Source organism: Rhodoferax sp. WC2427, assembly GCF_040822085.1.
Lineage (GTDB): Bacteria > Pseudomonadota > Gammaproteobacteria > Burkholderiales > Burkholderiaceae_C > Rhodoferax_B.
Genome location: NZ_CP162006.1, coordinates 413,581 through 438,562, shown reverse-complemented (window position 1 = coordinate 438,562; position 24,982 = coordinate 413,581). Strand labels below are relative to the sequence as shown.

Here is a 24,982-nt window from a genome sequence, read left to right as displayed (position 1 = left end):
GCATGAAGCTGTCCCCTCCTTTGTGGCTGTTGAACCTGTACCCGCCAAGCACCTCGGTCAACCGCGTGGAACGGCTGCGCGCCTGCCTGGGGGCCTTGCTAGGCATTGCGCTGACAGGCTGGCTCAGTGCGCAAGCGATGGGGCTAACGTTGGCGACCGTGTGGTTGATTGCCCCCATGGGCGCATCGGCCGTGCTGCTGTTCGCGCAGCCCGCCAGCCCGCTGGCCCAACCCTGGTCGATCGTGGGCGGCAACCTGGTGGCAGCCTGCATTGGCGTGAGCTGCGCCAAGCTGCTGCCCGCACCGGTACCCGCGGCTGCCGCGGCCATCTTCTTCTCCATCGGGGCCATGTTCTGGCTGCGTTGCCTGCACCCACCCAGCGGCGCGATCGCCCTGACCGCCGTGCTCGGGGGACCGCAGATCCACGCAGCGGGTTACGGGTTCATCGCCGCACCGGTGGCCTTGAATACCGCCGTGCTGCTGCTGGCCGCGCTGCTCTACAACAACGCCACCGGCCGCCGCTACCCGCACGCCCAGCGCGCCGAAATACCCCATCCGCACCAGACCCAGGACACGCCACCCACCACCCGGCTGGGCTTTACCACCGCAGACCTGCAGGCGGTGCTGAAAGACTACAACCAGGTGCTGGACATCAGCTTCGACGACCTGGAACTGCTGTTCCACCGCACCGAAACCCAGGCCTTTCGCCGCCGCTTTGGTGCCACGCTGTGCGGCGATGCGATGTCCCGCGACGTGCGGGCGGTGGAATTTGCCACCGAACTTGACGAGGCCTGGCACCTGATGCACACCCACCGCGTGCAGGCCTTGCCGGTCATCGACCGGGCCCGGCGGGTGATCGGCATCGTCACCCGCTCCCACTTTTTGAGCCAATTGGAAGCAGACGGCCACCCTGCACTGGGCACCCTGGGCACGCGCCTGCGCGCTTTGCTGCAACGCACGCCGTTCAGCCATTCCCGCAAACCCGAGGTGGTGGGCCAGATCATGGCATCGCCGGTCAAAACGGCCTTTGAAACCACCCCGCTGGTCGAGCTGGTGCCCTGGATGGTCGATGCGGGCATGCACCATGTGCCCGTGGTCGATGCCGAGCGGCGGCTGGTCGGCATGGTCACGCAGACCGATCTGATGGCCACCTTGTATGAAACCAGCCTGGCGCATCTGGGCTAGACCGGTCGGATCCAGGCTCAGAGGTACAGCACCAGCACCTCGACCACCTGGCCATCCCGCCGGAACGGCACGGCCAGCAGACCGGTCGCGCCCAGGCCGCTGGCGGCCGCGGAGGGCGGGCCGGGTTCGCTGATGGGGTGGTCATTGATAGACGGCAACCCGCCCAGCCAGGCCTTGGCGATGGCACCAGCCGACACGCTGGTGGGCACCGGCATGGTGGCGATGACCGGCGCATAGCCGCCGTTGAGCTCGCTGAAGGCAAAGAGCCGTTGCAGGCGGCTGCCGGTGGCGTCCAGCGCCCAGCGCTCCACGCGCTGGGCCAAAGGCAAGCGCTGGCTCGCCAGGAACGCCAGCACATAGTCCACGCCGTGGTGCTGCCCGCAGGAAATCGCCAGGCCCCGCACCAGGCCCTGGTCGGCGGCCAGCGCGGCACGCACAAAGCCGTCTTGTGCGGCACCCAGGTCATCGATGAATTTGGCCGTGCCGCTGTGGTGCGCCGCACCTGGCAGCCCCGCGCCGGGGGCCAGGGTCACGCCCCGGGTAAAGGCCTCCAGGGCCTGTGCGTCCGGCCCGAAGGCTCCATCCACCAGGGTCAGGCTGGCGTCCAAACCAGGCTGCGCCTGCCACAGCTCCAGCGTCCCCGCCTGCGTGGGCGATGTGCCGCAGAAAAACACCAGCACCGACTGGATGTTGCCGTCCGCGAAGAACGGTACCGCCACCGCGCAGGTCCATCCGAGCGAGGTGGCGGCGGCGCTGCGGCGAAAAAAGCCGCCCTGCAGCTGGTTGAGCAGGATCGGCAGCCCTTGCTCCCAGGCACGGCCCGGCAGGCCCTCGCCGCGGCCAAAGCACATCGACCGCGTCAACGTGGCAAAGCCCCACGCTGGTGCCCCAAAGATCCCGGATTGGAATTCCAGCAGGTAACCATCGGCGCTGGGGGCCCACAACTCGACCGCCTGGATGAACGTGGATGCAGAAGACATGGCTGGTTCCCCCTAAACAACAGAATTAACAGGCGCGACGCAAGTAGCAGGCCATCTCCGCGGCGGAAACGAAAACCGCCGAGACCGCACAACGTGAGAGCAAATTAGGGTATGTTGGGTTCTCTGTACCGCCCTAGGAACCCCATGCGCACCCTCCACGCCTTCACCCCTTTGGCCCTGTCCGTCCTGCTCGCCGCCTGCGCCACGCCCTCCGCGGGTCCATCGGCCACGGCGAAGTTGGCGTCCACCACCGGCAACGCCGCCACGGGCAGCATCCAGTTCGTCCAGTTGCCCGGCAAGGTGCTGGTGCGCGGCGAGGTGCATGGCCTGCTGCCCAACACCGTGCACGGCTTCCACATCCATGAAAAAGGCGACTGCTCCAGCGGCGACGGCATGTCTACCGGCGGCCATTTCAACCCCACGGCCCATGCGCACGGGGCTGCCAGCGGCCCCCTGCACCACGCGGGCGACCTGCCCAGCCTGCAGGCCGATGCCAGCGGCAGCGCAAAAATCAATTTTGAAACCACCGACCTGGCCGTGGGCAGCGGCCCGAACGACGTGGTGGGCCGCGGCCTGATCGTGCACAAGGACCCCGACGACTTCACCACCCAGCCCACCGGCAATTCGGGCGCGCGGCTGGCCTGCGCGGTCGTCACGAAAGACTAGCTTCGCGTTACAGCTTGTGGGTCGATAGCAGGATGCTGGTCTCGGTGGTGGCAATGCCGCTGGTACGGCGGATGGCATTGAGCACCTTGTCAAACGCCTCCAGCGTGTCAGCCCGCAGCTCGGCCACCATGTCCCAGCGGCCGTTGGTGGTGTGCAGGCCAAACACGTTCGGGTGGCCACGCAGCGCCTGCAACACCTCGGCGGCGCGGTTGCCCTCTACCGCCACCATCATCAGGGCGCGGATGCGGTAGCCCTCGGCCGCGGGCATCAGGCGCAGGGTGTAGCCCTGGATGGTGCCCGCCTGCTCCAGCCGGGCCAGGCGGTTTTGCACCGTGGCCCGGGCGATGCGCAGCTTCTTGGCCAGCGCCACCACCGGCATGCGGGCATCGTCGCGCAGCAGGCTGATCAGTTCACGGTCGGTATCGTCCATAGGGTCATATTGGCAAGTGGTGGTGCACATTTTGCGCTGGTGCAACACAAAATGTGCCAACTTGTGCTCTTTTGCTTGGCGCAGGGTCCCCGGAGAATTTGGGCTCTACCCCAGGAGTCCCCATGCCCAGCCCCCGTTCTGTCCAAGCCCCCGATGCCGTCGTGATGGTGCGCCCCCACGCCTTCACGCCCAACCCGCAAACCGCCGCCGACAACCGCTTCCAGCGCCCGACCGACGGCACCCCCGCCAGTGCCGTGGCAGCAGCGGCCTATGCCGAAGTGACGGCCGCAGCCGCCACCCTGGAGCGCCACGGCGTGCGGGTGCACCTGTTTGACGACACGGGTGAGCGCGACACGCCGGACGCGGTGTTTCCCAATAACTGGTTTTCCACCCACGCGGGCGGCCATGTCGCGCTGTACCCGATGTACTCACCCAACCGCCGACGCGAGCGCCGCCAGGACGTCATCGAGATGCTGAAGGCCGAATACCGGGTGCAGGACGTGATTGACTACTCGGGCCTGGAGCCCGACGGCCTGTTCCTGGAAGGTACGGGGGCCATGGTGCTGGACCATGCCGAGCGCGTGGCCTACACCGCCCGCTCGCACCGCGCCAACCCGGTGGCGCTGGAGCGCTTTGCCACCCATTTCAACTTTGAACCCATGGTGTTCGATGCCGCCGACCCGCAAGGCGTGCCCGTCTACCACACCAATGTGCTGATGTGCATTGCCACCGACTTCTGCCTGGTGGGTTTTGACACCCTGACCGACCCGCAGCGGCGCGCCGAAATCCACGCCCGGCTGGCCCAGTCGGGCCGGGAGGTGGTGGCGCTCAGCCAGGCCCAGATCGCCGATTTCGCGGGCAACGCGATTGAGCTGACGGGCCGCGACGGGCGGCTGCTGGCGCTTTCGGCCCGCGCCGAAGCCTGCCTGACCGCCGCGCAAAAGCAGGTGATCGCCCGCCACGCCCAGACCGTGCCGCTGGTCGTGCCGACGATTGAAATGGCGGGCGGCTCGGTGCGCTGCATGCTGGCAGGCATCCACCTGGCGCGGCGCTAAGGCCGGGGTAGCTACACTGCGCAGACGAGGAAACACCATGCAAATCCAAGCCAGCGAAGTCGATCTACCCACCCCCACCGGCACCATGCGCTGCTATGTGTACCGCCCAAAAGCCGAGGCGGGCGCGGTCCCCAAAAAGTACCCGGCGCTGATCCTGTACTCCGAGATCTTTCAGCAGACCGGCCCTATCCGCCGCAGCGCGCAGACCATGGCGGGCCACGGTTTTGTGGTGGTAGTGCCCGAGGTGTTCCACGAGCTCAACCCCATCGGCACCGTGCTCGGCTACGACGACGCGGGGCGCGACAAGGGCAATGCCGACAAGGTGGCCAAAACCCTGGAAGCCCATGACAGTGACGCGCAAGCCATCATCGACTACCTGGGCACGCTGGACTTTTACTCCGGCAAAGTCGGGGCCATGGGCTTTTGCCTGGGCGGCGGCCTGGCCTACCGCGCGGCGCTGAACCCCGCCATCGCCGCCACCTCCTGCTTTTACGCCACCGACATCCACTCGGGCATGGTCCCATCCCGCCCCGGCAACGCCAGCCTGGCGCGCACCGGCGAAATCAAAGGCGAACTGCAAATGGTCTGGGGCAAGCAAGACCCGCACATCCCCGCAGAAGGCCGGGCCCTGGTCTACCAAAAGCTGAGCGACGAGGGCGTGCGCTTCACCTGGCACGAATTCAACGGCGTCCACGCCTTCATGCGCGACGAGGGCGAGCGCTATGACGCGGAGCTGGCCTTGCTGGGCTACCAGATGGCGATTGGCATGTTTCGGCGGGTGCTGTATTAAGCCCGCCATCCACGCCGCCATCATCGACCTCGACGGCACCATGGTCGATACCCTGGGCGACTTTGCGGCCGCCTTGAACGGCATGCTGGTCGACCTGGGCCTGCCCGCGATCGCCCCCAGCGCCATCGAACCGATGGTGGGCAAGGGCTCTGAGAACCTCATCCATTCAGTGCTTAAACATGTGCTGGCGCTTATTCCATCGGCACAAGCTGCTATCCATAATGAAGCGTTGTTCGACCGGGCGTTCGCGCGCTACCAGCACCACTACGGGGCCATCAACGGGCAGTTTTCGCAGCTGTACCCCGGTGTGGTGGCCGGCTTGCAGGCCATGCAGCAGCGCGGCTGGAAGCTGGCCTGCGTGACCAACAAACCCATCGCCCTGGCCCTGCCGCTGCTGCAGGCCAAGGGGCTGGGCGGTTTTTTCAGCCAGGTGTTTGGCGGGGATTCGTTTGACCGCAAAAAGCCCGACCCGCTGCCGCTGCTGAAAACCTGCGAAGCCCTGGGCACCCTGCCCGCCCACACCCTGGTGGTGGGCGACTCCAGCAACGATGCCCAGGCTGCCCGGGCTGCGGGCTGCCCGGTGCTGCTGGTGACCTACGGCTACAACCACGGTGAGCCGGTGCGCATGGTGGATTGCGATGGGTTTCTGGATGCGCTGGTAGATATTTAGCAGCGCTATGCATTTAGTAGCTGCTTACGCTTACCAAATAAGCGCTAGCAGGTCAAAAGACTATTAAGCCTTTAGCTTCAACAGATACGCCATGGCCGCCGCCGTAGTGCGGTCCATGTCCATGAAACTGCGCAGATCGTCGCCCGCCAGCCACGCGGCATCCCAGCGCTTGGCCTTGAGGCTTTGCAGCCAGGACGGGTGCGCGGTAGCCCGGTGCACACCATCGAGCAGCTCGGCCAGGCGCGCGGGGCCCACGCCGTTGCCGACCAGCAGGCCACGCCAATTGGACATCACCGCATCCACGCCCTGGTCGCGGATGGCCGGGATGCCGAACGTGGTCTTGCGTGACGACACACCAATCGCCCGCAGCTTGCTGCCTGCCAGCAGATCGGAAAACTCACTGTAGCCCGACACCCCCACCACCGCCTTGCCCGACAGCACGGCATCGGCCACTTGCACGCCCCCGGCAAACGGTTGGTAGACCAGATCGCCCACCGCAGCCCCGGCAGCGCGGACGAACAGGCCCGAAAAAATATGGTCGATCCCGCCCGCAGAGCCCCCGGCGAAAGGCGCGCCCTTGATGTCTTTGCGCGCCAGCGCTACCAGGTCGGCGACCGTCTGGATGGGCGAGTCGGCCTTGACCACCATGACCAGATAGTCGCTGGTGAGGCGCGCCAGGGGTTGTACCTGGCCGAGGTCGACCACCGGCCGCTGCAGGGCCACAGCCCCCACCATCACCGCGCCGCCGACCAGCAAGGCGTTGGGATCCTGGCCGTACTTTTGCACAAATGCAGCCAGACCTAGCGTGCCACCTTTGCCGCCCAGGTTTTCGAAATCAATCTGCTCGCACAGGCCCGCGGCCACCATGGACGCCCCCAGGGCCCGGCCCGTCTGGTCCCAGCCGCCGTTTTCATTGGCGGGGATGACGATGCGCATGCGCGCCGCCAAGGGCTTGGTGGGCAGCTTTTTGAAGGGGGGCAGGTTCTGGGCGTGCAGCGCGGGCGAGAGCCCGGTGAGCACGCCGCCCAGGCAGGCAAGAACGGAGCGACGGACCGGGTATCCAGCGTGCATAGAGGCTTTCATGGGAAAGCGTGGATTCTATGCACGCACTGGATCAGAAAGCGGAGAAATCCGGGCGGCGATTTTCCATGAATGCGGTCAGCGCCTCTTTGGCGGCAGGCTCGCGCAGCATGCGGCCAAAGATGGCGATTTCTTCGTCGATGCGCGCAGCCACCGGGGCGGCCTGCTCCTGCTTCATCAGGCGTTTGCTGGCCACCAGGGAAGCCATGGGTTTGGCCGCCAGGCGCTGGGCCTGGCGGTGCGCCAGGGCGTGCACCTCGGCGGGCGGCACGATGCGGTTGATCAGGCCCACTTCCAGCGCCGTCTCGGCGGTGAACGGGTCGCCCAGCAGCAGCGCTTCGGCCGCACGCTGGTGGCCCATCAGGCGCGGCAGCAGGTAGCTGGAGCCAGCCTCGGGGCATAGGCCCAGGTTGACAAACGGCAGCGAAAACGCCGCGTTGTCACCCGCATAGACCAGGTCGCAGTGCAGCAGCAGCGTGGTGCCCACGCCCACCGCCGCGCCGCACACCGCACCAATCAACGGCTTGGGGAAGCTGCTGATGACGCGCAGGAAGCGGATCACCGGCGAGTCGGCGCTGGGCGGCGCCTTCAAGAAGTCGCCGATGTCGTTGCCCGCCGAAAAGATGGTCTCGTGCCCCTGGACCACCGCCACCCGCACCACCGGGTCGGCCTGCGCCGCCTCCAGCGCGTCGGAGATCGCGGTGTACATGGCGGCGGTGAGGGAGTTCTTCTTGGCCACGCGGTTCAGCGTGATGGTCAGAATGCCGTCTTCGGTGTGGGTCAGGATGTCGGTCATGGTGTTAAACCCGCTCAAAAATGCCTGCTGCGCCCTGGCCCATGCCGACGCACATGGTCACCATGCCGTACTTCAGGTTGTTGCGGCGCAGCGCGTGGATAACGGTGGCGGCACGGATGGCACCGGTGGCGCCCAGCGGGTGGCCCAGGGCGATCGCGCCGCCCATGGGGTTGACCTTGGACGGGTCCAGGCCCAGGGTGTTCATCACCGCCAGCGACTGGGCGGCGAAAGCCTCGTTCAGCTCGAACCAGTCGATGTCCTGGTGCTTCAGCCCGGCGTAGCGCAGCGCGGCGGGAATCGCCTCGATCGGGCCGATGCCCATGATGTGCGGCGGCACGCCCTTGCTGGCAAAGCTGACGAAGCGGGCCAGCGGCGTCAGGCCAAAGCGCTTCACGGCCGACTCGCTGGCCAAAATCAGCGCGCCTGCGCCGTCCGAGGTTTGCGAGCTGTTGCCGGCCGTGACCGAGCCACGCGCCGAGAACACCGTCTTCAGTTTGCCCAGGCCTTCCACGGTGGTCTCGGGGCGCACGCCTTCGTCCAGGCTGACGGTGCGCTGGTGGATGCTGACCTTGGCGCTGTCCAGGTCGACGCTGCGGTCGTCCACCGTGATGGGAGTGATCTCGTCGCTGAAATAGCCAGCTTTCATCGCTGCCAGCGCCTTCATGTGCGAGGCGTAGGCAAACTCGTCTTGCGCGCTGCGGCTGATTTTCCACTGCTGCGCCACTTTCTCGGCGGTGAGGCCCATGCCGTAGGCGATGCCGTAGTTGTCCACGTCGTCGGTGTTGCTGAAGATATTGGGCGACAGGCTGGGGCCGTTGCCCATCATGGGCACCATGCTCATGCTTTCCACACCAGCGGCAAACATCACGTCGGCCTCGCCCACGCGGATGCGGTCAGCCGCCATCTGCACCGCGCTGATGCCCGAGGCGCAGAAGCGGTTGACGGTGATGCCCCCCACCGAATTTGGCAGCCCGGCCAGCACCGCGCCGATGCGCGCCACGTTCAGGCCCTGCTGGGCTTCGGGGATGGCGCAGCCGCAGATCACGTCTTCGATGCTGGCCGGGTCGAGGCCCGGCACCTGGGCCAGGGCGGCCCGCAGCGTGGTGGCCAGCAGCTCGTCGGGCCGGGTGTTGCGCAGATAACCCTTGTGCGAGCGGCCAATGGGTGTGCGGGTGGCGGCGACGATGTAGGCGTCTTGGATGTGTTTCATGGAGGGCTCCTGGAAATGTGTGCGGTATTCGCCCCTTCCCCCTCCGGGGGAAGGCTGGGATGGGGGCTGGTGGAGGCGGCAGCGAGTGCTTCCAAAATCACCACCAACACCCCTTCGAGATTGGAAAAAGGCGCGTCGGTCGCAAAGCGCAGCACGGTAAAACCCTGGCTGCGTATGAACGCCTCTCGGCGCGCGTCGTACGCAGCATGGTCGGCGTGCTGAGACCCGTCGAGTTCGACCACCAGCTTGGGGGCCAGACACGCAAAGTCGGCAATGAAGTTGCCCAGCGGATGCTGGCGGCGAAACTTCACTCCCAACTGCTCCCTGCGTAAACGCGACCACAGCCGCCGCTCGGAATCGGTCATTCCTGCCCGCAAAAGACGGGCATGGGTGTTGGCGGCGGGTGTGGCGTGGTTGTGCATGGTGCGTGCCCCCATCCCGGCCTTCCCCCGAAGGGGGAAGGAGGAAGTCGAGGGTCCGTTGCCGCTAGTTGCGTACCGGCTTACCCGTACTCAGCATACCCATGATGCGTTCCTGCGTTTTGGCATTTTCCAGCAGGCTGCAGAAGGCTTTGCGCTCCAGGGCCATGAGGTATTCCTCGGTGACCAGGGTGCCGTTGTCCACGTCGCCGCCCGTCACCACACCGGCGATCAGGCTGGCGATGTGGAAGTCGTGCTGGCTGATGAAACCGCCGTCGCGCAGGTTGACCAGCTGGCCCTGGATGGTGGCCTTGCCGTTGCGGCCTGCCACGGGGAACGTGCGTTTGTGCGGGGCGCGGTACCCGCTGGCGGCCATGGCTTTGGCTTCATTGAGGGCGACAAACAGCAGTTCGTCCTTGTTGGGCACGATGACGTCGCTGTCCAGCAGGTAGCCCAGCTTGCGCGACTCCAGCGCGCTGGTGCCCACCTTGGCCATGGCGGCGGCGGTGAAGCCTTCGGTGAGGAAGGGCAGCAGGTCTTTGTGCACCGACAGGGCGGCGTTTTCCGCGGCCCGGCGGGCGATATAGGTCAGGCCGCCCGCGCCGGGCACCAGGCCCACGCCCACTTCCACCAGGCCGATGTAGCTTTCCATCGCCACCACGCGGCGGGCCGAATGCACCGCCAGCTCGCAGCCGCCGCCCAGGGCCAGGCCCCGGATGGCAGACACCACCGGCACGTTGGCGTAGCGGATTTTCAGCATCACGCTTTGCAGGGCCTTCTCGGCGATATTGATGGCAGCCGCGCCGCCCATCATGAAGCCGGGCAGCATGGCCTGCAGGTCGGCACCGGCGCTGAAGGGCTCGTCGCCCGACCAGACCACCACGGCGGCGTAATCCTTTTCGGCCAGATCGACCGCACGGGCCAGGCCTTCGGAAACTTCGGGGCTGATGGCGTGCATCTTGGTTTTGATGCTGGCGATGACCACTTGGTCATCGAGCGTCCACAGGCGTATCGCCTTGTCTTCGAACAGCGTGGCGCCCGCCGTCTCGAATCCACCGCCCAGGCCCAGGCCTTGGGTGTGGCCGGATATTTTTTCAGGAAACAGCTGCCTATCGTAGACAGCAAGGGCGTGACGCGCTACAAATTTTGAAGTAGACGGGTTCCACGAACCTTCTGCCGTGTGCACACCACCGGCCTCGGCCACCGGGCCCTTGAACACCCAGTCGGGCAAGGGCGCATTGCTCAGGGCTTTGCCAGCCTCTATGTCTTCCTTGATCCAGTTGGCCACGGTGAGCCAACCGGCTTCTTGCCACAGTTCGAACGGGCCTTGCTGCATGCCGAAGCCCCAGCGCATGGCCAGATCGACATCGCGGGCGGTTTCGGCGATGGTTTGCAGGTGCACGGCGGCGTAGTGGAAGCTGTTGCGCAGGATGGCCCACAGGAATTGACCTTGCGGGCCTTCGCTGCTGCGCAGCAGGGCCAGGCGCTCGGCGGCGGGCTTCTTGAGCATGCGGCCATAGACCTCGTCGGCCTTTTCGCCGCCGGGCACGTAGGTGGCACTGGCCGCGTCGAAGCGCAGCACATCGCGGCCCACTTTCTTGAAGAAACCGGCCTTGGTTTTCTGGCCCAGGTTCTTCATTTCCAGCAACTGCGCCAGCACCGGCGGCGTGCCGTAGCTGCCGTAGAACGGGTCGGTTTCCAGGCTCAGGTTGTCTTGCAGCGTCTTGACCACGTGGGCCATCGTGTCCAGACCCACCACGTCGGCGGTGCGGAAGGTGCCCGAGCTGGCGCGGCCCAGGCGCTTGCCGGTCAGGTCGTCCACCACGTCATAGGTCAGGCCAAACTTTTGCGTCTCGCCGATGATGCCCAGCATGCCGGCGATACCCACGCGGTTGGCGATGAAGTTGGGCGTGTCCTTGGCCCGCACCACGCCCTTGCCCAGGCTGGTGGTGACGAAGGCTTCGAGCTGGTCCAGCGCTTCGGGCCGGGTGGTGGGCGTGTTGATCAGCTCCACCAGGTACATGTAGCGCGGCGGGTTGAAGAAATGGATGCCGCAAAAGCGCGGCTTGATTTCCTCGGGCAGCGCTTCACTGAGCTTGGTGATCGACAGGCCCGAGGTGTTGGAGGCCACCAGCGCGTGCGGGGCCACAAAGGGCGCGATCTTTTTGTACAGATCGAGCTTCCAGTCCATGCGTTCCGCGATCGCCTCGATGATGAGGTCGCAGTCCTTCAATTGCTCCAGGTGGTCGTCGTAGTTGGCCTCCTGGATCAGGGCTGCGTCGTCGGCCACGCCCAGGGGCGCGGGTTTGAGCTTTTTCAGGTTGGCAATAGCTTTGGCGGTGATGCCGTTGGCCGGGCCCTCCTTGGCTTTCAGGTCAAACAGCACCACTTGCACTTTGACGTTGACCAGGTGCGCAGCGATCTGTGCACCCATCACGCCAGCACCCAGCACGGCAACTTTTTTAATCGGGAATCGGGACATGGGCTTCTTTCAAAATTACTGTATGCGTTGCCACACCTGGGTGCGGTAGAACGGGCCGATATAGCCACGCACCTGGAGTTTCTTGCCGTCTTCCAGCGGCTCCAGGCGCAGGGTGTAGTTTTTGCCGTTGTCGGGGTCGAGGATCTTGCCGTCTTCCCACACGTCCTTGCCGTCGGCTTTCTTGGCGCCGCGGATGATTTCCATGCCCAGCTTGGGCTTGTCCTTGCGGTCGTCGGTGCAGGCGGTGCAATGCGTTTCATTGCTGGGCATCAGGGACTTTTCGACCACGCCGGACAGCACGCCGCCATTGGCGGTGATACGGATCTCGGCCTTGGGCTGGCCCGATTTGTCGTCGATGCTGCGCCACAGGCCTTCGGGGGTCATTTGGGCGAATACGGCGCTTGCGCAGATCAGACCAGCGGTAAGTGCTACGATTTTCTTCATTTTGGATCTCCGGTAAAAGGAACGAGGGTAACCACCCTGGACCCATAGCAGCCCGTAAGAAAGCGTTTCAATTGCATCAAAAAAACCGCTTCTGTCGGGGTGCCGGTGTCCGTGCGTCCTCAGGCCAAGGCGGCATCGGTGTCCATCAGCGCCTTGCTGCCCGAACGGGCCGTGCGCATCAGCGTCGCGGTCTCGGGGAACAGCTTGGCGAAGTAAAAGCGTGCGGTTTGCACCTTGGCCAGGTAGAAGGCGTCGGTGTTGCCTGCAGCGATTTCGCGCAGTGCCACCTGCGCCATACGGGCCCAGAAGTAGCCAAACACCAGGTGACCGGCCACGCGCAGGTAGTCCACGGCGGCAGCACCCACTTCATCGGCGTTCTGGAAGCCCTTGAAGCCCAACTCGGTGGTGAGCTTGGTGACCTGGTCGCCCAGAATGGCGATGGGGGTGATGAACTCGCCCATCTTCTCGTTCACGCCTTCTTCTTCCACCAGCGCGGCCACCAGCTTGCCAAACTTTTTGAGCGTGGCACCGTTGTTGCCCAGCACCTTGCGGCCCAGCAAATCCAGGCTCTGGATGGTGTTGGTGCCTTCGTAGATCATGTTGATGCGGTTGTCGCGCACGTACTGCTCCATGCCCCATTCCTTGATGAAGCCGTGGCCGCCGAAGACCTGCATGCAGGCGTTGGTGGCAATGTGGCCGTTGTCGGTGATGAAGGCTTTGACGATGGGGGTCAGCAGGGCCAGCATGTCGGCGGCGTCGGCACGCACTTTCTCATCGGGGTGGCTGTGTTCCTTGTCCAGCAGCGCGCCGCAGAAGATACCCAGGGCACGGCCCCCTTCGGCGTAGGCCTTGGCGGTAAGCAGCATCTTGCGCACGTCGGGGTGCACGATGATGGGGTCGGCGGCCTTGTCCTTGGCCTTGGTGCCCGACAGCGAGCGCATCTGGATGCGGTCCTTGGCGTAGGCCAGGGCGTTCTGGTAGGCCACTTCGGTCAGGCCCAGCGACTGGTTGCCCACACCCAGGCGGGCGGCGTTCATCATCACGAACATGGCGGCCAAGCCCTTGTTGGGCTGGCCGACCAGGGTGCCGTTCGCGCCGTCCAGCACCATCTGGCAGGTGGAATTGCCGTGGATGCCCATCTTGTGCTCAATGCCACCGCAATAGATGCCGTTGCGCTGGCCCAGCGTGCCATCGGCATTGGCCATGTATTTGGGCACGGCGAACAGGCTGATGCCCTTGCTGCCCACCGGCGCGTCCGGCAGGCGGGCCAGCACCAGGTGGACGATGTTGGCGGCCAGGTCGTGCTCACCGGCGCTGATGAAGATCTTGTTGCCGGTGATGGTGTAGCTGCCGTCGGCCAGGGGCTCGGCCTTGGTGCGCAGCAGGCCCAGGTCGGTACCGCAGTGTGGTTCGGTCAGGCACATGCTGCCGGTCCATTCACCACTGGTCAGTTTGGGCAGGTACAGGGCTTTTTGCGCCTCGGTGCCGTGGGCGTGCAGGGCCTCGTAGGCGCCGTGCGACAGGCCGGGGTACATGGTCCAGGCCTGGTTGGCCGAGTTCAGCATTTCGTAGAAGCACTGGTTCACTACAAAGGGCAGGCCCTGGCCGCCGTAGGCCGGGTCGCAGCTGAGTGCCGCCCAGCCGCCTTGCACGTACTGGGCGTAGGCTTCCTTGAAGCCTTTGGGAGCGGTGACTTCGTGGCTGACCTTGTCCAGCGTGCAACCCTCGGCATCGCCGCTGATGTTCAGCGGGAAAGCCACCTCGGCGGCGAACTTGCCGCCCTCTTCCAGGATGGCCTTGATGGTGTCGACATCGGTGTCCACGTGCTGCGGCATCAGCTTCAGGTCGTCGGTGACCTTGAGCACTTCGTGCATCACAAATTGCATGTCGCGCAGCGGTGGGGAATAGATCGGCATGGGGGCTCCTTGGAATTTTTAAAAGGCTGTTTTCAGGGGTTGGCAGGCTGTCCGTAGCGCGCCAGGAGGTGGGCAAAACCGGTGTTGGCACGGTCGACTGCGCCGGGGTTCTTCAGAAAGCGGTGCTCATAGTGCAGCGACAAGATCAAACCGTGTATCTCGAAGGCGACTTGGCGTTCATCGGCATCGGCACGCAGGTCGCCGACTTCCTTGGCCTGCACCACGGCGCGGCAAAACGCTGACAGCCAGGCCTGGACCGAGTTGGCCAGCGCGTCGCGCACCGGACCGGGCCGGTCGTCGAACTCGACCGCGCCGCTGATGAAAATGCAGCCCGACTGCAGCTCGATGGCCACGCGCTGCATCCAGTTGGCAAACAGCGCCTGCAACCGGGGCAGGCCGCGCCGGGCCTGCATGGCGGGGTAGAACACCTCGGCCTCAAACTGGCGGTAGTACTCGCGGATGACGGAGATTTGCAGCTCTTCGCGCGAGCCGAAATGGGCAAACACGCCGGACTTGCTCATTTGCGTGACTTCGGCCAGCGCGCCAATGCTCAGGCCTTCGAGTCCGATGTGGCTGGCCAGGCCCAAGGCGGCCTCGATGATGGAGGCCTTGGTCTGGCGGCCCTTGAGCAGTGCGCGCCCATCCAGGGACGCGTCGCGGGCTACTTTGGCGGGGTGTTCAGTGAGGGCCATGGGTGTCAAGTGAAAAATACGAACGATCGTGCTATTTTTTCGAATTTAACCAGATTGGGTTTCAAAAGTCTACCGATGGGACCGCATTTTTTGCGCCTGTGCGACAGGGTAAACCCATGGCGCCACCACGCAAAAGACCGCAGCAAAGCGGCGGTCTTTTTGTGTTTGTCAATAGCAATTGCTATTTATTCAATAGCTTCTCACGCTTATTCCATAAGCATCAGCAGCCTCAAAGGCATTGAGCCAGTGGTTACAGCTTGAAGGCCACCACTTCCTGGTGCTGCTCGCCCAGGCCATCGATCCCCAAGGCCATGGTGTCACCTTTCTTCAGGAACTTGGGCGGCTTCATGCCCAGGCCCACGCCGGGCGGGGTGCCGGTGGTGATCACGTCGCCGGGCATCAGGGTCATGAACTGGCTGACGTAGCTGACGATCTTGGCCACGGTAAACACCATGGTCTTGGTGTTGCCGGTCTGCACGCGCTGGCCGTTCACGTCCAGCCACATGCCGAGTTTTTGCGGGTTCGGCACTTCGTCGCGCGTGACCAGCCAGGGGCCGAGCGGGCCGAAGGTGTCGCAGCCTTTGCCCTTGTCCCATGTGCCGCCGCGCTCGAGCTGGTATTCGCGCTCGCTGATGTCGTTGATGGTGCAGTAGCCGGCCACAAAGTTGAGCGCGTCCTTTTGCGACACGTAGCGTGCCTGGGTGCCGATGACCACGCCCAGCTCGACCTCCCAATCGGTCTTTTTGGAGCCCTTGGGCAGCATGATCGGGTCGTTCGGGCCCTGGATGCAGCTGGTGGCCTTCATGAACACCACCGGCTCGGCCGGGATCGGCAGACCGGATTCGGCGGCGTGGTCGGCGTAGTTCAGGCCAATGGCGATGAACTTGCCCACGTGGGCCACCGGACTGCCCATGCGCGGCTTGCCCTTGACCAGCGGCAGCTTGGCGGTGTTGAGCTTGGCGATCTTGGCCAGGGCGGCATCGCCGAGCTGGTCGGGGCCGATGTCCTTGAGCTCTTTGCTCAGGTCGCGCAGCTTGCCTTCGGCATCGATGAGGCCGGGCTTTTCCTTGCCGGGCTTGCCGTAACGAACGAGTTTCATAAAGTCCTTTGCTGGGGGTTAAATGGTCATGCCGCCGTCCACCGAGTAGGCTTGGCCGGTGGTGAAAATGGATTCGTCGCTGGCCAAAAATACCACGATGGGCACGATCTCATGCGCCTGCGCCAGCCGCCCCATGGGCTGGCGGGCGATGAAGGCCTTGCGGGCGGCCACCGGGTCGGCGTTGGCGTTGATGCGGTCGGCCAGCGAAGGGGTGTCGACCGTACCGGGGGCGATGGCGTTGCAGCGTATGCCCTGGGCCACAAAGTCGGCGGCCACGCTTTTGGTCAGGCCGATCACCGCCGCCTTGGTGGTGCCATAGACGCAGCGGTTGGGCAGACCCTTGATGCTGCTGCACACGCTGGCCATGTTGATGATGCTGCCCGCGCCCTGGGCCAGCATACGCGGCAGCGCCGCCTGGATGGCCCACATCTGCGCCTGCACATTGAGCAAGAAGGCAAATTCCAGGTCGCTGTTTTGCACTTCCAGCACGGTGCCGTTGTGCACCACGCCTGCGCAATTGAACAGCACGTCGATGCGCGGCATGCTGGCGACCAGCGCCTGGATGGCGACCTGGTCGCGCACGTCCAGCGGCAGCGCGGTCACGTTGGCCACACCCTCGTAGCTGGCCAGCAGGGCCGGGTTCACGTCGGTGGCCCATACCTGGGCCCCCTCGGCCGCCATGGCCAGCACGGCGGCCTGGCCAATGCCTTGCCCGGCGGCGGTGACCAGCGCGGTTTTTCCTGAAAGTCGCATGCTTTAGCTCCAGAGAGTGAACGTGAAACAACGTTCATGGCGCGGGGTGCCTCTGCACCTGGGTCCATGAAGTTGGGGTTTTGCCCGATGGGCAGTGGGACAATCTGTGGGATTATGAATTGGCCTTACCACTTTACCAATTAAGGCTAACCCTTAAATTTGCATCCCATGCCCCTGCAACCCCTGGAACCCCAGCGCCTGTACCGCCAGATTGCCGACCAACTGCGCGCCGGCATGCTGTCGGGCGAATACGCCGTGGGCAGCCGCCTGCCCGCCGAGCGCGAGCTGGCCGTGCTGCTGGGCGTGAGCCGTCCGTCGGTGCGCGAGGCGCTGATTGCGCTGGAGGTGGAGGGCTGGGTCGAGGTGCGCACCGGCTCGGGCATCTACGTGCTGGAACGCGTCCACAGCAGCAAAGGCACGCCCGTGGCCGCTGCCGAATGGGGACCGCTGGAGCTGATCCGCGCCCGCCGCGTGGTGGAGGGCGAAACCGCCGCCCTGGCCGCCACCCTGGCCCAGCCCGAGCACCTGGCGGCCATGGACCAGGCCTTGCAGACCATGCGCGAAGAGGCCGCCCTGGGCCAGCCCCCGCTGGAGGGCGACCGGGCCTTCCATTCGGCCATCGTGCAGGCCTGCGGCAACGCCGTGCTGGTGGAGACGGTGCACAGCTTCTGGGACGCGCGGCGCGGCCCCCTTTTCACCCGGCTGGGCGGCTATTTTGAAACCCCGCGCTCCTGGCGCACCGCTTTGAGAGAACACCAGACCATCCTGGCCGCCATCCGCGCCCAGGACCCCACTGCCGCCCGTGCCGCCATGCACGCCCACATGGACAAATCCCACCACCGCCTCAACGCCAGTTGGCACAGCGCCAATCCGACCTAACCAGAGCACCCCACCATGACCACCGCCCCTTTCATCCGCCTCCACCCCGCCGACGACGTGCTCATCGCCCGCAGCCAGCTGCTCAGCGGTGCCACCGTGGAGGGCGTCGCCGTCAAAGGCATGGTGCCGCCCGGCCACAAGATCGCCACCCACGCCATTGCCGCGGGCGTGCCGGTGCGCCGCTACAACCAGGTGATCGGCTTCGCCAGCCGCGCCATCGGCCCTGGCGAGCATGTGCACACCCACAACCTGGACATGGGGCCCGACAAAGGCGACTTTGCCCGCGACTACGCCTTTGGTGCCGACGTGAAACCCGCGGCGCCCCGGCAAGAGGCCACGTTCATGGGCATCCGCCGCGCCGATGGCCGGGTCGCCACGCGCAACTACATCGGCATCCTGAGCAGCGTCAACTGCTCGGCCACCGTGGCCCGGGCGATTGCCGCGCATTTCTCGCGCCAGACGAACCCGGCGGCGCTGGCCGACTATCCGCAGATCGACGGCGTGGTGGCCCTGACCCACGGCACGGGCTGCGGCATGGACGGCGAAGGCCTGGGCCTGCAGCTGCTGGAGCGCACGCTGGCAGGCTATGCCCGCCACGCCAACTTCGGTGCGGTAGTGGTCGTGGGCCTGGGCTGCGAAGCCAACCAGGTCAGCGCCTGGCTGGCCCACAGCAGCCTGCGCGAGGGCGATACCCTGCGCACCTTCAACATCCAGGACACCGGCGGCACCCGGCAGTCGGTGGACAAAGGCATTGCCCTGGTCACCGGCATGCTGGCCAGCGCCAACGCCGTCACCCGCGAGCCCTGTAGCGCCTCGCACCTCACCATCGGCCTGCAGTGCGGCGGCTCCGACGGCTATTCGGGCATCAGCGCCAACCCGGCCCTGGGCGCGGCCGTCGATTTGCTGGTGGCCCATGGTGGCACCGCCATCCTCAGCGAAACGCCCGAGGTCTATGGCGCCGAGCACCTGCTGACGCGCCGCGCCGTGGCCCCCGCCATCGCCGAAAAGCTGATCGAACGCATCCACTGGTGGGAGCACTACACCCAGATCAACGGCGGCGAGATGAACAACAACCCCTCCCCCGGCAACAAGGCCGGTGGGCTGACCACCATCCTGGAAAAGTCCCTGGGCGCGGTGGCCAAGGGCGGCACTACCAACCTGGAGGGCGTGTTCGAGTACGCCGAACCGGTGACGGCGCACGGCTTTGTGTTCATGGACACCCCCGGCTACGACCCGGTCAGCGCTACCGGCCAGGTGGCGGGCGGGGCGAATCTGATCTGCTTCACCACCGGCCGCGGCAGCGCCTACGGCTGCGCGCCCACCCCGTCGCTGAAGCTGGCGACCAACACCGCGCTGTGGAAGAAGCAGGAGGAAGACATGGACATCAACTGCGGCGAGATCATCGACGGCAGCAGCACGGTGCAGGCCATGGGCGCGCGGATCTTTGCGCTGATGCTGGCTACCGCCTCCGGCACGCACAGCAAGAGCGAACAGCATGGCTACGGCCAGAACGAATTCGTGCCCTGGCAGGTGGGTGCGGTTATGTAGTGTTTTAGGCCGCTAGCGCTTATTCCATAAGCGTAAGAAGCTATAAAACAAATAGCAACCTGCTATTTCAAGCCCAGCATCAATTCCAGGTTCTGCACCGCGGCACCGCTGGCGCCCTTGCCCAGGTTGTCCAGGCGGGCGATCAGCACGGCGTGGTGGTGCTCGGCATTGCCGAACACGCGCAATTCCATCTTGTTGGTGTTGACCAGGGCGGTGGCATCGAGTTTGCCGCTGTCGCCCGGGGCTTCCACCGTGACCCAGGTGCTGCCGGCGTAGTGTTTGGCCAGGGCATCGTGCAGGTCTTGTGCCGTGGGCTGGCCGGGCAGCAAATCAAGATGCAGGGGCAATTGCACCAGCATGCCCTGCGCGAAGTTGCCCACCGAGGGCACAAAAATCGGCCGCCGGGTCAGGCCGGTGTAGCGCATGATTTCTGGCAAATGCTTGTGCGACAGGCCCAGTGCGTAGGTTTCAAACAGCGGGGCTTCGCCCTTTTCATAGGCCTCCATCATGCTGCGCCCGCCGCCCGAGTAGCCGCTGACCGAAGGCAGTGCCAGGGCGCTGTCCGGGGCGATGAAACCGGCATCCACCAAGGGGCGGATCAGCGCGATGGCACCGGTGGCATAGCAGCCGGGGTTGCCCACGCGGTCGGCCCGGGCCACGGCTTCCTGCTGGCCTGCAGCCAGCTCCGGGAAGCCATACACCCAGCCCGGTGCGGTGCGGTGGGCGGTGGATGCGTCGATGATCTTGGGCTTTTTGCCGGGCAGGCTGTCGATCATGGCCACCGATGCGATGGCGGCATCGTCGTGCAGGCACAGGATGACCAGGTCGACGCCGGCCATCAGCGCGCGCTTGGCCTCGGGGTCTTTGCGCAGCGCGGGGTCGATGCTGACCACCTCGATCTGCGGCATGGTTTGCAAGCGTTCACGGATTTGCAAACCGGTGGTTCCGGCTTCACCGTCGATAAAGACTTTGGGCATAAAAAGGCAGTCAGTAGGTGGAGAGGCAGGCCCGCGCCGTCAGCGACGGGTCAGTTCGTTGCACTGCAGCATGATACATTCCTAGGTTGACAGAACGGGGTCCTTTTGTGCGGTTTTACCTGTACAGACGGGCAAAAATCCATCCATTCCTGAGAGAGCCCTCATGAAGATTCACGAATACCAAGGCAAGGAAATCTTGCGCAATTTTGGTGTCCCGGTGCCCAAGGGCATTCCGGCATTCACCGTGCAAGAAGCGGTGGAAGCCGCCCAGAAACTCGGCGGCCCCGTGTGGGTGGTCAAGGCCCAGATCCACGCTGGTGGACGCGGCAAGGGTGGCGGCGTGAAGCTGGCCCGCTCGATCGACGAAGTCAAGCAACTCGCCACCGAAATCCTCGGCATGCAGCTGATCACGCACCAGACCGGCCCCGAAGGCCAAAAGGTCCGTCGCCTGCTGATCGAAGACGGCGCCGACATCAAAAAAGAATATTACGTGTCGGCTGTGACCGACCGTGCGACCCAAAAGGTTGCCTTCATCGTGTCCAGCGAAGGCGGTATGGACATTGAAGAAGTGGCCCATTCGACCCCTGAAAAAATCATCACCGAGTTTGTTGACCCTGCGACCGGCATGACCGATGCGCAAGGCAAGAAGCTGGCTGACGCGATTGGCGTGCCCGCTGGCTCCACCGCCCAGGCCGTGGACGTGCTGCAAAAGCTGTACAAGATCTATATGGACACCGATGCGTCCCTGGTGGAAATCAACCCACTGATCCTGGAAGGCAACGGCAACATCAAGGCTTTGGACGCGAAGTTCAACTTTGACCCGAACGCGCTGTTCCGCCACCCCGAAATCGTGGCCTACCGCGATCTGGACGAAGAAGACGCAGCCGAAGTCGAAGCCAGCAAGTTCGACCTGGCCTACATCAGCCTGGACGGCAACATCGGCTGCCTGGTGAACGGCGCTGGTTTGGCCATGGCCACCATGGACACCATCAAGCTGTACGGCGCCGAGCCGGCCAACTTCCTGGACGTGGGCGGCGGCGCCACCCCCGAGAAGGTCACTGAAGCCTTCAAGATCATGCTGAAGAACCCCAAGGTCGAGGCCATCATGGTCAACATCTTCGGCGGCATCATGAAGTGCGACACCATCGCCACCGGCGTGATCACCGCCTGCAAGGCCGTGAACCTGTCCGTGCCACTGGTGGTGCGCATGAAGGGCACCAACGAAGACCTGGGCAAGAAGATGCTGGCCGAGTCCGGCCTGCCCATCATCAGTGCAGACACCATGGCCGAAGCGGCTGAAAAAGTGGTGGCTGCTGTTAAAGCTGCTGCGTAAGGAACCTTTATGTCCATCTACATCAACAAAGACACCAAGGTCATCACCCAAGGTATTACCGGCAAGACCGGCCAGTTCCACACCGAAAAGTGCCAGGAATACGCCAACGGTAAAAACTGCTTCGTCGCCGGCGTGAACCCCAAGAAGGCGGGCGAGTCGATTTTCGGTATCCCGATTTTTGCCTCCGTCAAAGAAGCGGCTGTCGATACCGGCGCGACCGTGTCGGTGATCTACGTGCCGCCCGCCGGTGCCGCTGCCGCCATCTGGGAAGCCGTTGAGGCCGACCTGGACCTGGCGATCTGCATCACCGAAGGCATCCCCGTCAAGGACATGCTGGAACTGCGCAACCGCATGAAGGCCAAGGAAGCCGCTGGCGGCAAGAAGACCCTGCTGCTGGGCCCCAACTGCCCCGGCCTGATCACGCCCGAAGAAATCAAGATCGGCATCATGCCCGGCCACATCCACCGCAAGGGTCGGATTGGCGTGGTTTCGCGCTCCGGCACGCTGACCTACGAAGCGGTGGCACAGTTGACCGAAATCGGCCTGGGCCAGTCCAGCGCCGTCGGCATCGGTGGCGACCCGATCAACGGTTTGAAGCACATCGACGTGATGAAGGCCTTCAACGACGATCCTGATACCGACGCGGTCATCATGATCGGCGAAATCGGCGGCCCGGACGAAGCCGAAGCCGCCCGCTGGTGCAAGCTGAACATGAAGAAGCCCATCGTCGGCTTCATCGCAGGCGTGACCGCGCCCCCCGGCAAGCGCATGGGCCACGCCGGTGCGCTGATCTCTGGCGGTGCTGATACGGCCGATGCCAAGCTGGCAGTGATGGAAGAGTGTGGCTTCACCGTCACGCGCAACCCGTCTGAGATGGCCAAGCTGCTGAAGGCTTTGCTGAAGTAACACGTTTTTGCGCCAAGGCCCAGGGCACCACGCGGTGTGCCGGGCCCGGCTCTCCCCATCGGCTTGGCATTGCGGTTATCCACAGTGCCAGGCCGTTTTTTTGGGCGAAAATATTAACTTTTGTAAAGCGCGCCTGTTACTGACAGCCCTGTGCGCTATTTCACCCTAAGGACCACCATGGAAGAATTCCTCACCGCCCATTTCTGGCTGGCTGTCGGCCAAATCATCATGATCGACATCTTGCTGGGCGGCGACAACGCGGTGGTGATTGCACTGGCTTGCCGAGGACTGGCCCCCTCCCAGCGCACCAAAGGTATTTTGTGGGGCACCGTGGGCGCCATTGTTTTGCGCGTAGTGCTGATCGCATTTGCGCTCTCGCTGCTGCAGGTGCCTTACCTGAAGCTGGTCGGGGCTATTTTGCTGCTATGGATTGGCATCAAACTGCTGGTACCCGAAGATGACGGCGGACACGACAACATCCAGGCCAGCGACAAACTGTGGAGCGCGGTCAAGACCGTCATCGTGGCCGATCTGGTCATGAGCGTCGACAATGTCATTGCCATCGCCGGTGCGGCGCAAGGAGCCGGTGAGACGCACCAGTTGCCATTGGTGATCTTCGGCTTGCTGGTGAGCATTCCCATCATCGTTGGCGGCAGCCAGATCGTCCTCAAGCTGATGGACCGCTTCCCGATCATCATCACCCTGGGCGGCATGCTGCTGGGATGGATTGCCGGCACCATGGCACACTCCGACCCCGCGCTGGCGGCTTACCTGCCGCAAGATAAAACCACAAGCTATGTCTTTGGTGTCGCCGGGGCACTGCTGGTACTGGCCGTGGGAAAATGGATGCAGCGCAAGTCGGCAACTTCCAGCGTTTGATACAGTTCGGGGTTGGCAGTCGCTCGAAAATAGCCTCTACGGGGCTATTTTTGCCCGCAATTTGTAACAAAATACGTCCAAAGTGTGCAAAAGTCTCTTGTTGCGGGTATACCCCTCAGCTACGGTTGGAGACTGCGCAGATGCGTAGCCTTGGGGCATGTAAATGGACTCCTTCCACCGTTCCCGACTGATAACCCTCCACGGCCACTGTTCCAACGAAGTTAGCCCGCTCAAAGATGATGTACGAGTTCTGCACGCAAACCCACGCTGGTTTATTGCGTGAAAATAATGAAGATGCCGTGGCATTCGATGCCCCCAGTGGAGTGGCTGTATTGGCCGACGGCATGGGCGGCTACAACGCAGGTGAAGTCGCCAGCAGCATGGCAACCGCCTTTATCCAAACAGAATTGGGCCGCTGGCTACTGGACGCCGGGCAGCAAGCCAATGGCAAGGAAATCCGGCGCGCCATGGACATTTGCGTGCACAACGCCAATCTGGCCGTGTTTACTGCGGCCAATACGCACGACGAGTTCTTAGGCATGGGGACCACCTTGGTGGTCGGCGTGTTCCAGGATTCCCGTGTGGTGGTGGGCCATATTGGCGATTCGCGCTGCTACCGCTTCCGGGACAAGACCCTGGTACAAATCACCAAGGACCACTCGTTGCTCCAAGAACAATTGGACGCGGGCCTGATCACCCCGGCACAGGCGGCGGTATCGACCAACAAGAACCTGGTCACCCGGGCGTTGGGCATTGAAGAAGCTGTGATGCTGGAGGTGCACGAACACAACGTCGAAGAGGGAGATGTGTATTTAATGTGCTCCGACGGGCTGTCCGACATGGTGGACGATGTGCCGATCGCCCGTATTATGGAAACCGACGCGCCACTTGAACAAAAAGCCCGCCAACTCATCAGCATCGCCAACGCCCACGGCGGACGGGATAACATTACAGTATTGCTGGCCCACGCAGTTGCAGGAATTCCCAAACGGGGGTTAATGTCTCGCCTGCTGGGCAACTAGCCCCTCTTATTACGATTGCCTAGTCTATGAACCGTCACAGGAGCCGAGCATGCCGAAACTGATCGTGTCGATCGACGGTGTGGTCATCAAGGAAGTGCAGCTGACCAAAGATCGGACGACTTTGGGTCGGCGGCCTTATAACGACATCGTTATCGACAACTTGGCGGTCAGTGGCGAGCATGCCGTGGTGTTGATGGTGGGGCACGAGGTGCACCTGGAAGACCTCAACAGCACCAACGGCACTTACATCAACGGCAAGGCTGCACGCAAGCAGATTTTGCAAAACAACGATCTGGTGGAGGTGGGCAAGTACAAGCTCAAGTTCATCAACGAGGCCACCGAAACCGGCTTCGAGAAGACCACCATGGCCCGGCCCGGCATGTTGGGCACCCCCCCAGTGCCATCGGGCTCGGGCAACCTGAACCGGCGCGCCACCGACCACTCGGCCGCCATGCCCCTGGCGGGTACGGAGACCATCACCCTGAGCCATGCAGCGATCAAGGTACTGACGGGTGCCGCTGCCGGACGCGAAGTCACACTGACCAAAGTGGTCACCACGCTGGGCAAGCCGGGCGTGGCAGTCGCCGCCATTACCCGCCGCCCCCACGGTTATGTGGTGGGACATGTAGAGGGTGCAGAACTTCCCACCTTGAACGCCACCCCGATCGGCGCAACACCAGTGGCACTCAAGCATGGTGACGTATTGCAACTGGCGGGCACACAAATGCAATTTATCCAGCCGTGACCAGGCTGTGCCGCCGCGGGAGGGGCG

At 64.1% G+C, this 24,982-nt stretch carries 25 protein-coding genes; 12 read left to right on the top strand and 13 right to left on the bottom strand.

The features are described 5' to 3' along the window. Positions 1-2: 2 nt before the first annotated feature. Positions 3-1,184 carry an HPP family protein gene (locus AB3G31_RS02065; RefSeq protein WP_367848576.1) on the top strand — a complete coding sequence of 394 codons (1,182 nt, stop codon included), beginning with the start codon at positions 3-5 and terminating at the stop codon, positions 1,182-1,184. Positions 1,185-1,201: 17 nt separating this feature from the next. On the opposite strand, the gene AB3G31_RS02060 is transcribed toward AB3G31_RS02065, so the two are convergent. Then, the gene (locus AB3G31_RS02060) at positions 1,202-2,164 is read right to left on the bottom strand and encodes a GAF domain-containing protein (protein WP_367848575.1); all 963 of its coding nucleotides are present in this window, start codon (positions 2,162-2,164) and stop codon (positions 1,202-1,204) included. Between the two features lie 144 nt (positions 2,165-2,308). Between AB3G31_RS02060 and AB3G31_RS02055 the strand changes: the two genes are divergently transcribed. Further along, positions 2,309-2,830, top strand: coding sequence for a superoxide dismutase family protein (locus AB3G31_RS02055; protein ID WP_367848574.1), 522 nt, complete (start codon positions 2,309-2,311; stop codon positions 2,828-2,830). Positions 2,831-2,837: 7 nt separating this feature from the next. Here the strand turns inward: AB3G31_RS02055 and AB3G31_RS02050 are convergent, their stop codons facing one another. Next, positions 2,838-3,260, bottom strand: a complete 423-nt coding sequence (locus tag AB3G31_RS02050) for an Lrp/AsnC family transcriptional regulator (RefSeq protein ID WP_315187978.1) — start codon at positions 3,258-3,260, stop codon at positions 2,838-2,840. Positions 3,261-3,382: 122 nt separating this feature from the next. Between AB3G31_RS02050 and ctlX the strand changes: the two genes are divergently transcribed. The 3 genes from ctlX to gph are packed head-to-tail and all read left to right on the top strand — an operon-like array spanning position 3,383 to position 5,775. Continuing rightward, a complete protein-coding gene (ctlX, locus tag AB3G31_RS02045) occupies positions 3,383-4,315 on the top strand; it encodes a citrulline utilization hydrolase CtlX (RefSeq protein WP_367848573.1) in 933 nt (310 codons plus the stop codon). A gap of 37 nt (positions 4,316-4,352) precedes the next feature. Further along, the gene (locus AB3G31_RS02040; RefSeq protein ID WP_367848572.1) at positions 4,353-5,105 is read left to right on the top strand and encodes a dienelactone hydrolase family protein; all 753 of its coding nucleotides are present in this window, start codon (positions 4,353-4,355) and stop codon (positions 5,103-5,105) included. Then, positions 5,077-5,775, top strand: a complete 699-nt coding sequence (gene gph / locus AB3G31_RS02035; RefSeq protein WP_367848571.1) for a phosphoglycolate phosphatase — start codon at positions 5,077-5,079, stop codon at positions 5,773-5,775. Before AB3G31_RS02040 ends, gph begins: the two co-directional genes overlap by 29 nt. 63 nt (positions 5,776-5,838) lie before the next feature. Here gph and AB3G31_RS02030 read toward each other — a convergent pair whose 3' ends face one another. The 10 genes from AB3G31_RS02030 to AB3G31_RS01985 all read right to left on the bottom strand — a co-directional run bounded on the left by AB3G31_RS02030 (position 5,839) and on the right by AB3G31_RS01985 (position 16,666). After that, positions 5,839-6,858 (bottom strand): Bug family tripartite tricarboxylate transporter substrate binding protein, encoded by a 1,020-nt coding sequence (locus tag AB3G31_RS02030; RefSeq protein ID WP_367848570.1) that lies wholly within the window; start codon positions 6,856-6,858, stop codon positions 5,839-5,841. A gap of 31 nt (positions 6,859-6,889) precedes the next feature. Continuing rightward, positions 6,890-7,651, bottom strand: coding sequence for an enoyl-CoA hydratase (locus tag AB3G31_RS02025; RefSeq protein ID WP_367848569.1), 762 nt, complete (start codon positions 7,649-7,651; stop codon positions 6,890-6,892). Between the two features lie 4 nt (positions 7,652-7,655). Beyond that, entirely contained in the window at positions 7,656-8,861 is a 1,206-nt protein-coding gene (locus AB3G31_RS02020) for an acetyl-CoA C-acyltransferase (RefSeq protein ID WP_367848568.1), read from the bottom strand. Further along, positions 8,858-9,283, bottom strand: a complete 426-nt coding sequence (locus tag AB3G31_RS02015; RefSeq protein ID WP_367848567.1) for an endonuclease domain-containing protein — start codon at positions 9,281-9,283, stop codon at positions 8,858-8,860. Before AB3G31_RS02015 ends, AB3G31_RS02020 begins: the two co-directional genes overlap by 4 nt. 64 nt (positions 9,284-9,347) lie before the next feature. After that, on the bottom strand, positions 9,348-11,762 hold the full coding sequence (locus tag AB3G31_RS02010) for a 3-hydroxyacyl-CoA dehydrogenase/enoyl-CoA hydratase family protein (RefSeq protein WP_367848566.1): 2,415 nt from the start codon (positions 11,760-11,762) through the stop codon (positions 9,348-9,350). A 15-nt stretch (positions 11,763-11,777) separates the two neighbouring features. After that, positions 11,778-12,206, bottom strand: a complete 429-nt coding sequence (locus AB3G31_RS02005) for a DUF2147 domain-containing protein (protein WP_367848565.1) — start codon at positions 12,204-12,206, stop codon at positions 11,778-11,780. Positions 12,207-12,325: 119 nt separating this feature from the next. Then, positions 12,326-14,122, bottom strand: coding sequence for an acyl-CoA dehydrogenase C-terminal domain-containing protein (locus tag AB3G31_RS02000; RefSeq protein ID WP_367848564.1), 1,797 nt, complete (start codon positions 14,120-14,122; stop codon positions 12,326-12,328). A 32-nt stretch (positions 14,123-14,154) separates the two neighbouring features. Beyond that, positions 14,155-14,814 carry a TetR/AcrR family transcriptional regulator gene (locus AB3G31_RS01995; RefSeq protein ID WP_367848563.1) on the bottom strand — a complete coding sequence of 220 codons (660 nt, stop codon included), beginning with the start codon at positions 14,812-14,814 and terminating at the stop codon, positions 14,155-14,157. A 250-nt stretch (positions 14,815-15,064) separates the two neighbouring features. Beyond that, a complete protein-coding gene (locus AB3G31_RS01990; RefSeq protein WP_367848562.1) occupies positions 15,065-15,913 on the bottom strand; it encodes a fumarylacetoacetate hydrolase family protein in 849 nt (282 codons plus the stop codon). A gap of 18 nt (positions 15,914-15,931) precedes the next feature. After that, on the bottom strand, positions 15,932-16,666 hold the full coding sequence (locus tag AB3G31_RS01985; RefSeq protein ID WP_367848561.1) for an SDR family oxidoreductase: 735 nt from the start codon (positions 16,664-16,666) through the stop codon (positions 15,932-15,934). A gap of 168 nt (positions 16,667-16,834) precedes the next feature. Here AB3G31_RS01985 and AB3G31_RS01980 point away from each other — a divergent pair, with 168 nt between their 5' ends. Both AB3G31_RS01980 and AB3G31_RS01975 read left to right on the top strand, forming a co-directional pair. Continuing rightward, positions 16,835-17,545 carry a FadR/GntR family transcriptional regulator gene (locus tag AB3G31_RS01980; RefSeq protein WP_367848560.1) on the top strand — a complete coding sequence of 237 codons (711 nt, stop codon included), beginning with the start codon at positions 16,835-16,837 and terminating at the stop codon, positions 17,543-17,545. Positions 17,546-17,560: 15 nt separating this feature from the next. Beyond that, positions 17,561-19,093, top strand: coding sequence for a UxaA family hydrolase (locus AB3G31_RS01975; RefSeq protein ID WP_367848559.1), 1,533 nt, complete (start codon positions 17,561-17,563; stop codon positions 19,091-19,093). A gap of 62 nt (positions 19,094-19,155) precedes the next feature. Here the strand turns inward: AB3G31_RS01975 and argC are convergent, their stop codons facing one another. Continuing rightward, positions 19,156-20,070: an N-acetyl-gamma-glutamyl-phosphate reductase gene (gene argC, locus AB3G31_RS01970; RefSeq protein ID WP_367848558.1), complete on the bottom strand. Its 915-nt coding sequence runs from the start codon at positions 20,068-20,070 to the stop codon at positions 19,156-19,158. A gap of 163 nt (positions 20,071-20,233) precedes the next feature. On the opposite strand from argC, the gene sucC reads away from it, so the two are divergent. From sucC to AB3G31_RS01945, 5 genes are all read left to right on the top strand, one after another. After that, the gene (gene sucC / locus AB3G31_RS01965; protein ID WP_367848557.1) at positions 20,234-21,403 is read left to right on the top strand and encodes an ADP-forming succinate--CoA ligase subunit beta; all 1,170 of its coding nucleotides are present in this window, start codon (positions 20,234-20,236) and stop codon (positions 21,401-21,403) included. A 9-nt stretch (positions 21,404-21,412) separates the two neighbouring features. Further along, positions 21,413-22,309 (top strand): succinate--CoA ligase subunit alpha, encoded by an 897-nt coding sequence (gene sucD / locus AB3G31_RS01960; protein WP_315188012.1) that lies wholly within the window; start codon positions 21,413-21,415, stop codon positions 22,307-22,309. 177 nt (positions 22,310-22,486) lie between these two features. Further along, on the top strand, positions 22,487-23,188 hold the full coding sequence (locus tag AB3G31_RS01955) for a TerC family protein (protein WP_367848556.1): 702 nt from the start codon (positions 22,487-22,489) through the stop codon (positions 23,186-23,188). A gap of 236 nt (positions 23,189-23,424) precedes the next feature. After that, positions 23,425-24,210, top strand: coding sequence for a Stp1/IreP family PP2C-type Ser/Thr phosphatase (locus AB3G31_RS01950; protein ID WP_367848555.1), 786 nt, complete (start codon positions 23,425-23,427; stop codon positions 24,208-24,210). A gap of 49 nt (positions 24,211-24,259) precedes the next feature. Beyond that, a complete protein-coding gene (locus AB3G31_RS01945; protein ID WP_367848554.1) occupies positions 24,260-24,955 on the top strand; it encodes an FHA domain-containing protein in 696 nt (231 codons plus the stop codon). Positions 24,956-24,982 lie beyond the last annotated feature (27 nt).